Here is a 6702-nt window from a genome sequence, read left to right on the forward strand (position 1 = left end):
ACTTCGGCTGCGTTACCAATCAATCACTCCACAACACGGATCTGCTCCTGATGGAAGCCGCCGGACTCGCGACGGAGCCATGCGGTGACCTCTTTCGGGCGACCGTCCGAGAAGGAAATAATGAGCATGGTATGGCCAGGCTTAGCAAAATCGACATCGTGCAGTGAAGGTACTGCCGGAGAGTTGATGTGCGAGTGATAGGAGCCGACGATGGCAAAGCCGAGACCCTTGGCCTCCCGCTCCACGTCGGAATATTCCTGATGGGATATCTCGAAACCGTTCTCACGACCGTGATAGAGGCAGTTACGGCAGGGAGCCACCTCATGGATGATGTTCTCGACATTGCCCCGATGGTCAACGTTTTTTATGCCGGCAAACAGCCCGCAACACTCCTGGGGAAGTTCACGGAATGCCTGTTCCTGAATGATTTCAAAAGCTCGACGGGGTATTTTCATACGGCGACAGAAGCAGCAGCGGTTGAATGGATCGGGTAACGATATTCGGAAGTTAAAGGGCCCGGGCTCCGATGTCCCTGCGAAAACAGGCGCCCTCGAAACTGATTGTGCCAAGAGCCCGGTAAGCAGAGTTCAGGCTTTCGCGGAGCGTGGGTCCGAGCGCGGTAACGGAAAAGACCCTGCCGCCGGCCGTGGTAAGACGACTGTCGATATATGCCGTACCGGCGTGGAACAGCATACACTTCTCCATCCCGTAAATGGCGCTGTCGATCTGTACATCAATCCCTGTTGGATAGCTGTCTGGGTAGCCCCCGGAAGCCATGACGACGGTGGATGCAGACCCGGGGTGCATCTCGAACGGAATATCTTCCAGCCCTCCCGAAACGCTGGCCATGAGGGCATCGATGAAATCGCTTTTTAGCAGCGGAAGCACCACCTGGGTCTCCGGGTCTCCAAGCCTGGCATTGTATTCAACAACCGAGGGCTCGCCGCCATCGATCATCAGGCCGACATAGAGGAACCCCGTGAACGGGCAACCCTCAGCCCTCATACCCTCGAGCGTTGGACGGATGACCCGTTCCTCGACTTTCTGCATCACGGCAGGTGTGACCAGCGGGGCCGGCGCATATGCGCCCATGCCTCCGGTATTCTTTCCGGTATCACCCTCTCCGATCCGTTTATGGTCCTGGGCTGGAAGGAACAGGCGGTAGGATGTGCCGTCCGTCAGGGCGAACACGCTCGCTTCCTCTCCTTTGAGAAAATCTTCTATGACAACCTCATCGGCAGCATTGCCGAACACGCGGTCGTCGAACATCTCCTGAACGGCACGCCGCGCACTCAATAGATCGGGAGCTATGATCACCCCTTTGCCGCCGCAAAGGCCACTGGCCTTGAGTACCTGAGGCCATGCCTCAAGAGAGAGCCGATCAAGATAGGAGAGCGCCTCGTCCTTCAGGCGGAACACATGGTAGCCTGCGGTTGGGATGCTGTGGCGGCGCATGAAATCTTTTGCAAATACCTTGCTGCTTTCAAGACGTGCAGCATCGCGGGTCGGGCCAACCACCCTCAGACCCGCGTCCCGGAAAAGATCCACGACTCCGGCTTCGAGCGGCTGCTCGGGACCGACGACTGTCAGATCGACGGAGTTTTCAAGGGCGAAACGGAGCAGCCCCTCAAGGTCGGTCGCCTTCAGGGCAACATTATGCACCTTGCCCTGCATCATGGCGGTCCCGCCGTTGCCGGGAGCGGCATACACCGTCTCCACCCCGGGGTTCCGTGACGCCGCCCATGCCATCGCATGCTCGCGCGCGCCGCTTCCAATGATGAGTACCTTCATGCTGTTCGTGTCTAAGAGGGCGGTTTATCGGCCGGCGAGTGTTACATTACTTCCAGCCGCAAAGCGGATAGCTTGTATATAAAGCAGAGCGGGTAAAAAAAACAATTAAAAAATTTCAAGAGGGCGCACCCCGGACTTCAGGGGATGGCCCGGCCGACCCACATGGCCCTCCCATCGATTATTTCCAGCCGCGTCCTGCCCGCCGCTCTCCGCGTCCTTTACCGTAGCCTCCGGCTGTCGGTCCAGCCGCGTAGCTTCAACCTGCCTGCACCGGGTCAATCCTGCATTTTCGCATTCTGGCATGGGGATATGGCCGTGGGGTGGCTGTTCGTGCGAAGACTATTGCCTGACAGAGATGCATCGGCAGTTGTGAGCCTGTCGGAAGACGGAAGCATACTCTCCCTCGCCCTCAAGCGATTCGGGTTCCGGCTCATCCGCGGATCAAGCTCGAAAGGAGGAGGCGAAGTCCGCGCCGCCATGCAAGACGCATTGCAAAGCGGGGGCCTCGTCGCCCTCACGCCCGACGGCCCGAGGGGCCCCTTGCACCGGTTCAAATACGGGACCGTGCGCATTGCTTCAGAGTCGGGCGTGCCCATCATTTTCGCACGCATCAGCTTTACGGGAGGATGGCAGCTGAGGAGCTGGGACCGGTTCATCATTCCACACCCGTTCTCAAAAGTCACACTTGAACTGCACCGCCTGGACGTGCCGCAATTCAACTCCGAAGAAGAGCTCAAAACTTACTCCGAACTGCTTTCCGACCGCCTTGGCCATGCATGAGCGCCGACTGAACATCATCCTCCGGCCAGCCGCACTCCTCTACGGACTGGTGGCGAGGGTGCGCAACGCCCTCTTCGACAGGAAGATACTGAAGGTGTGGAAATCACCCATTCCCGTGGTCTCCATCGGCAACCTGACTGCCGGCGGTACGGGCAAAACGCCGCTCGTGGACTGGGTCCTGAAATACTACCTCTCCATCGGCTGCCGGCCAGCCGTCGTATCCCGGGGCTACGGGCGAATGTCGAAAGGGGTTCAGCTCGTTTCCGATGGACGGAATATTCTCCTCGGGAGCGCCCAGTCGGGAGATGAAACCGCCATGCTCGCCGCCAATAACCCTGAAGTCATAGTCGTAGTAGCAGAACAGCGAAGCGAAGGCGTGCAGTTCATCATGGAGCAGTTCCGGGGCGAACGGCCCGACGTCATCATCCTCGACGACGCATTCCAGCACCGGCAGCTGGCGCGGGACCTCGATATCGTCGTCATCAACGCCCGGGAACCGTTCGCCGGGGCAAAAATGCTCCCCGAAGGACGGTTGCGCGAACCTAAAAAAGGCATCGGGAGAGCCGACGTCGCAGTGCTCTCAAAAATCACCGATGTATCAAAGGCGGATGCCATCGAAGCAGAGCTGAAAGGAACGGTCGCCCTTGTTGCAAGAACCCGAGTGATCATCGGAGGGCTCACGGCATTCGGCCCTGAAGGCATGGCGACGGAGCCCCCCCCCGAGCCCACAGAGCTCAAGGCGCTGGCCTTTGCCGGCATCGCCTCGCCCGCATCGTTCGTCGAAAGCCTGATGAAAAAGGGGGTACACGTTGTGGAACGACGCTTTTTCCGGGATCATGAGCCCTATACGGAAAATAACTTCCTGCCTCTTATAGAGGAGGCCCGCCGGAAGGGGCTCACGCTCGTCACGACGGAAAAAGACCGCTACCGCCTGGAGGGGGAACCCGGACTGCTCGAAAAAACGAAAGGGGTCCCCTGCTGCTGCCTGAACATTGCGACCGGCTTCACCAGAGGAGAGGATAAACTGCAGGAAATGCTCAAGGCCGTAGTCCGGGATTGAGCGATTTCCCTGAAAGAGGCTGCCTACGCCTCTTTCAGGATGGCCGACACCGCCTTGAACCGATCGGTACCTGCTTGGCGAAGCAGCTCGAACATGGCCATTTCAGTGCTCGAGAGCGCACCCCCGGCTTTTTCGATGCAGCGGATGCCGAGCATCCGGTTCTCTTCAGTCCGCGAAGAGACCGCATCGGTAAGAAGATGGACGTTGTAACCGAAGTCCAGCAGTTCCACTGCGGTCTGATAGACGCACACATGAGTCTCCATGCCGGCAAGCAGGATATCGTTTCGACCTAACGCCCTGAGACGATGCATGAAGCCTTCATCACCGCAGCAGCTGAACGAGAGTTTTTCCACCGGTTGGGCTCCGGGAAGCAGTTCCATAAGAGCGTCCACCGTTCGGCCCAGACCCTTGGGGTACTGCTCCGTGACAAGTACGGGCACTTCAAGAATCTGGGATGCCCGAATCATGCGCCCGAGGGCGCCGATAACAGAATCAGAAGCGTATACGCTCTGGGCAAGGCGACCCTGCACATCAATGACAAGCAGAAGAGTTTCTTCAGGAGTAATCATGACTGATGAGACATTGAAACTGGGAAAAATACCTTTTCGTAACTTTTAAGATACAGTTAATGTCGCACGAAATCGGAACAAAAAAACACCACCGACAGGGAAACGCGGAGAGCATCTCGTTGCCATCCAGTTCATCCTGATTTTCACGTTCATCATCCTTCCCGATTGGCCGCTGGAGGCCATGGAAGGGACCTCACCGATTATCAGATGGGCGGCCCTCATCGTATTATGGAGCACTGCAGCCATATTCGGAGGGCTCGGCTCCAGCCACCTGAAGGAGGTCCTCACCCCGCTCCCCTATCCTGTTGAGCACAGCCGGCTGATCACCACCGGCATCTATGGCCTCGTGCGCCACCCGCTATACTCGAGCCAGCTATTTCTCGCTGCAGGCTGGACCATCTTCATCATGAGCGTGTCGCACCTCCTCTTCACCGGCCTCGGATTCCTCTTTTTCAGCTACAAGGCCTCACGTGAAGAGTGTTGGCTGACGGAGCGGCACCCGGACTACACAGCCTATGCCAAACGGGTCAAGAAATTCATCCCCTTCATCTACTGAGTCGAGCGGTCCCGAACGCAGCGTACCGACAAACCGAGGCCCCGGGCGACGCTGACCCTGACAAGCCGCTCCGGCTCCCGCGAGGCAATCTCCATGTCCCAGGCCTCGAACGCACCTGAAGAGTCCGCAGTCCAGAAACAGGCTGATACCCCGTACCCGTAGAACGAGCTCAGGCAGTTTCTTGTTCCGCAGGGAAGAACGCCGATCGAGCGAAGGCCTCCCGGTACCAGGGAGAGCCGTTCCCACTCATCCTCCATCGCGACATGCCACCCCTTCGGCGCAAGCCCGCGGGGGTCATGTACCGCATGCCAGCTGTAGAGCCTCCCGCACCCGCCAGACGGCCCTGCGGCCCCCTCATAGCGGCACCATGCACCCTCGCCCTTTCCGGCAGCCTCGTGCCACTCCTCTTCCGTACGGGCTTCCCGGACCGGGTCCCCGTTCCGATAACTGGCTACGTCCAGATTGGAAGCACTCCACTCCATGCCGCCAACCCGCACAACCTGAAACTGGGCTTCATTCTTTTCCGCGCAACCAGTGATGAAGAAGAGAGCCAAGAGGACAGCCCTCATCCACCTCCGCCTGCTTTGCCGTGCTGTCCGCATAGACTGCGCCTTGAAACGATGCAACTTAATGATGAAACCCGTACCTTTTCTCTAACATCTCTTTTTCCGCCCTTCAGGGCAAACAATACAACGCTGCCGCCATGAAAAAACGAATCGGCGTCATCCTTTCAGGATGCGGATACCTCGATGGATCGGAAATCCAGGAAGCCGTCCTCACTCTTCTGGCAATCGACCGGGCCGGAGCCGAAGCGGTCTGTCTTGCCCCCGATATTGCCCAGCACCATGTCGTCAACCACCGGACCGGCAAGGAAGAAGCAGGAGCAGCGCGCAATGTACTCGACGAATCCGCCCGCATCTCCCGTGGAGAGATCACTGACATCAAGCTGCTCGACACCCTCCATCTTGACGCCCTCGTGATCCCCGGAGGGTACGGTGCCGCAAAAAACCTCTCGACCTACGCCTTCAAGGGCGCGGAGTGCACCGTCGATTCCGGTGTCGAGCAAGCCATCCGAAGCTTCCACGATGCCCTTAAACCCCTCGGCTTCATCTGCATAGCTCCGGCCATAGCCGCATGCGTGCTCGGCAGCCGGAAACCGGAACTCACCATAGGCAACGATCCGGCGACCGCGACCGACCTTGAAACGATGGGGGCCCGGCACGTCGAATGCGCGGTCAATAACGCCCATATCTGGCAAAAGGGAAAGGTCGTGAGCACCCCCGCCTACATGCTCGGGCCCTCGATCTCGGAAGTATCAAAGGGGATTGACCGGCTGGTTCAGGCAGTGCTCGAGCTAGCTTGAAACCCCGCCTTTCCTGAACGGCACGCCCACTTCACGCGGAGGGCGGGAACGTTTTCCGAATCCGGCAAGCACCAGCAGGGTAACAACATAGGGCATGGACTGGACCACCTGTGAGGGAAGCCAGCCGCCCTGGGTCCAGATTTCGAGTGACTCAGCCGAAGCAAAAAAGAGACTTGCAAAGGCTGCTCCGAGAGGGTTCCACCGCCCGATGATCATGGCGGCAAGCGCCATGTACCCGCGGCCAGCCGACATGGAATCGGTGAAGGTATGCTGCTGAAAGACAAGAAACGCTCCACCGAGAGCCGCAAGCACACCCGATATCAGGACCCCTGAATACCGCATAACCGATACGCTTATCCCCGCGCTGTCCGTTGCAGCGGCGTCCTCCCCTGCTGCGCGCAGCCGAAGGCCGTAGGGGGTATGGAACAGTAGATACTGAGCTGCGGGCACGATGGCAACTGCCGTAAGGAAAAGAGGGTCAAGAAGAACTGAAGCAGCACCAAACCCTGCGATGCGTTCGGAGTTCATGGCGCTGCCATACAGCAGCACGAGTCCGAAGCGGGTCCCGCCCATCATGAGTATA

General features: G+C 58.7%; 9 protein-coding genes. 4 read left to right on the forward strand and 5 right to left on the reverse strand.

Annotated elements, in window-relative coordinates:
- Nucleotides 1-23: 23 nt before the first annotated feature.
- Together A3K90_RS07415 and purD are read right to left on the reverse strand one after the other, a co-directional pair.
- Nucleotides 24-455, reverse strand: a complete 432-nt coding sequence (locus A3K90_RS07415) for a M67 family metallopeptidase (protein ID WP_303681957.1) — start codon at nt 453-455, stop codon at nt 24-26.
- A 52-nt stretch (nt 456-507) separates the two neighbouring features.
- On the reverse strand, nt 508-1791 hold the full coding sequence (gene purD, locus A3K90_RS07420; RefSeq protein ID WP_303681958.1) for a phosphoribosylamine--glycine ligase: 1284 nt from the start codon (nt 1789-1791) through the stop codon (nt 508-510).
- Between the two features lie 162 nt (nt 1792-1953).
- On the opposite strand from purD, the gene A3K90_RS07425 reads away from it, so the two are divergent.
- Both A3K90_RS07425 and lpxK read left to right on the forward strand, forming a co-directional pair.
- Nucleotides 1954-2571 carry a lysophospholipid acyltransferase family protein gene (locus tag A3K90_RS07425; RefSeq protein ID WP_303681959.1) on the forward strand — a complete coding sequence of 206 codons (618 nt, stop codon included), beginning with the start codon at nt 1954-1956 and terminating at the stop codon, nt 2569-2571.
- Nucleotides 2564-3631 (forward strand): tetraacyldisaccharide 4'-kinase, encoded by a 1068-nt coding sequence (gene lpxK, locus A3K90_RS07430; RefSeq protein ID WP_303681960.1) that lies wholly within the window; start codon nt 2564-2566, stop codon nt 3629-3631. Before A3K90_RS07425 ends, lpxK begins: the two co-directional genes overlap by 8 nt.
- Nucleotides 3632-3654: 23 nt before the next feature.
- On the opposite strand, the gene A3K90_RS07435 is transcribed toward lpxK, so the two are convergent.
- Nucleotides 3655-4200 (reverse strand): hydrolase, encoded by a 546-nt coding sequence (locus A3K90_RS07435; RefSeq protein ID WP_303681961.1) that lies wholly within the window; start codon nt 4198-4200, stop codon nt 3655-3657.
- A gap of 181 nt (nt 4201-4381) precedes the next feature.
- Here A3K90_RS07435 and A3K90_RS07440 point away from each other — a divergent pair, with 181 nt between their 5' ends.
- Nucleotides 4382-4756 carry an isoprenylcysteine carboxylmethyltransferase family protein gene (locus A3K90_RS07440; protein WP_303681962.1) on the forward strand — a complete coding sequence of 125 codons (375 nt, stop codon included), beginning with the start codon at nt 4382-4384 and terminating at the stop codon, nt 4754-4756.
- Here the strand turns inward: A3K90_RS07440 and A3K90_RS07445 are convergent.
- Nucleotides 4750-5325: a fibrobacter succinogenes major paralogous domain-containing protein gene (locus A3K90_RS07445; protein ID WP_303681964.1), complete on the reverse strand. Its 576-nt coding sequence runs from the start codon at nt 5323-5325 to the stop codon at nt 4750-4752. The genes A3K90_RS07440 and A3K90_RS07445 overlap by 7 nt on opposite strands.
- Nucleotides 5326-5459: 134 nt before the next feature.
- Between A3K90_RS07445 and elbB the strand changes: the two genes are divergently transcribed.
- Nucleotides 5460-6119, forward strand: a complete 660-nt coding sequence (gene elbB / locus A3K90_RS07450; RefSeq protein WP_303681965.1) for an isoprenoid biosynthesis glyoxalase ElbB — start codon at nt 5460-5462, stop codon at nt 6117-6119.
- Here elbB and A3K90_RS07455 read toward each other — a convergent pair.
- Nucleotides 6111-6702, reverse strand: a 592-nt coding sequence (locus A3K90_RS07455; protein ID WP_303681966.1) for an ABC transporter permease, incomplete at its 5' end; no start/stop codon positions are given. The genes elbB and A3K90_RS07455 overlap by 9 nt on opposite strands.

The organism is Pelodictyon luteolum (assembly GCF_001622165.1).
Classification (GTDB): domain Bacteria; phylum Bacteroidota; class Chlorobiia; order Chlorobiales; family Chlorobiaceae; genus Chlorobium; species Chlorobium luteolum_B.

Coding starts and splice junctions, on each gene's coding strand:
- A3K90_RS07425 (WP_303681959.1), top strand. CDS start 1,954: ATGGCCCTCCCATCGATTATTTCCAGCCGCGTCCTGCCCGCCGCTCTC.
- purD (WP_303681958.1), bottom strand. CDS start 1,791: ATGAAGGTACTCATCATTGGAAGCGGCGCGCGCGAGCATGCGATGGCA.
- A3K90_RS07445 (WP_303681964.1), bottom strand. CDS start 5,325: ATGAGGGCTGTCCTCTTGGCTCTCTTCTTCATCACTGGTTGCGCGGAA.
- A3K90_RS07415 (WP_303681957.1), bottom strand. CDS start 455: ATGAAAATACCCCGTCGAGCTTTTGAAATCATTCAGGAACAGGCATTC.
- A3K90_RS07440 (WP_303681962.1), top strand. CDS start 4,382: ATGGAAGGGACCTCACCGATTATCAGATGGGCGGCCCTCATCGTATTA.
- elbB (WP_303681965.1), top strand. CDS start 5,460: ATGAAAAAACGAATCGGCGTCATCCTTTCAGGATGCGGATACCTCGAT.
- lpxK (WP_303681960.1), top strand. CDS start 2,564: ATGCATGAGCGCCGACTGAACATCATCCTCCGGCCAGCCGCACTCCTC.
- A3K90_RS07435 (WP_303681961.1), bottom strand. CDS start 4,200: ATGATTACTCCTGAAGAAACTCTTCTGCTTGTCATTGATGTGCAGGGT.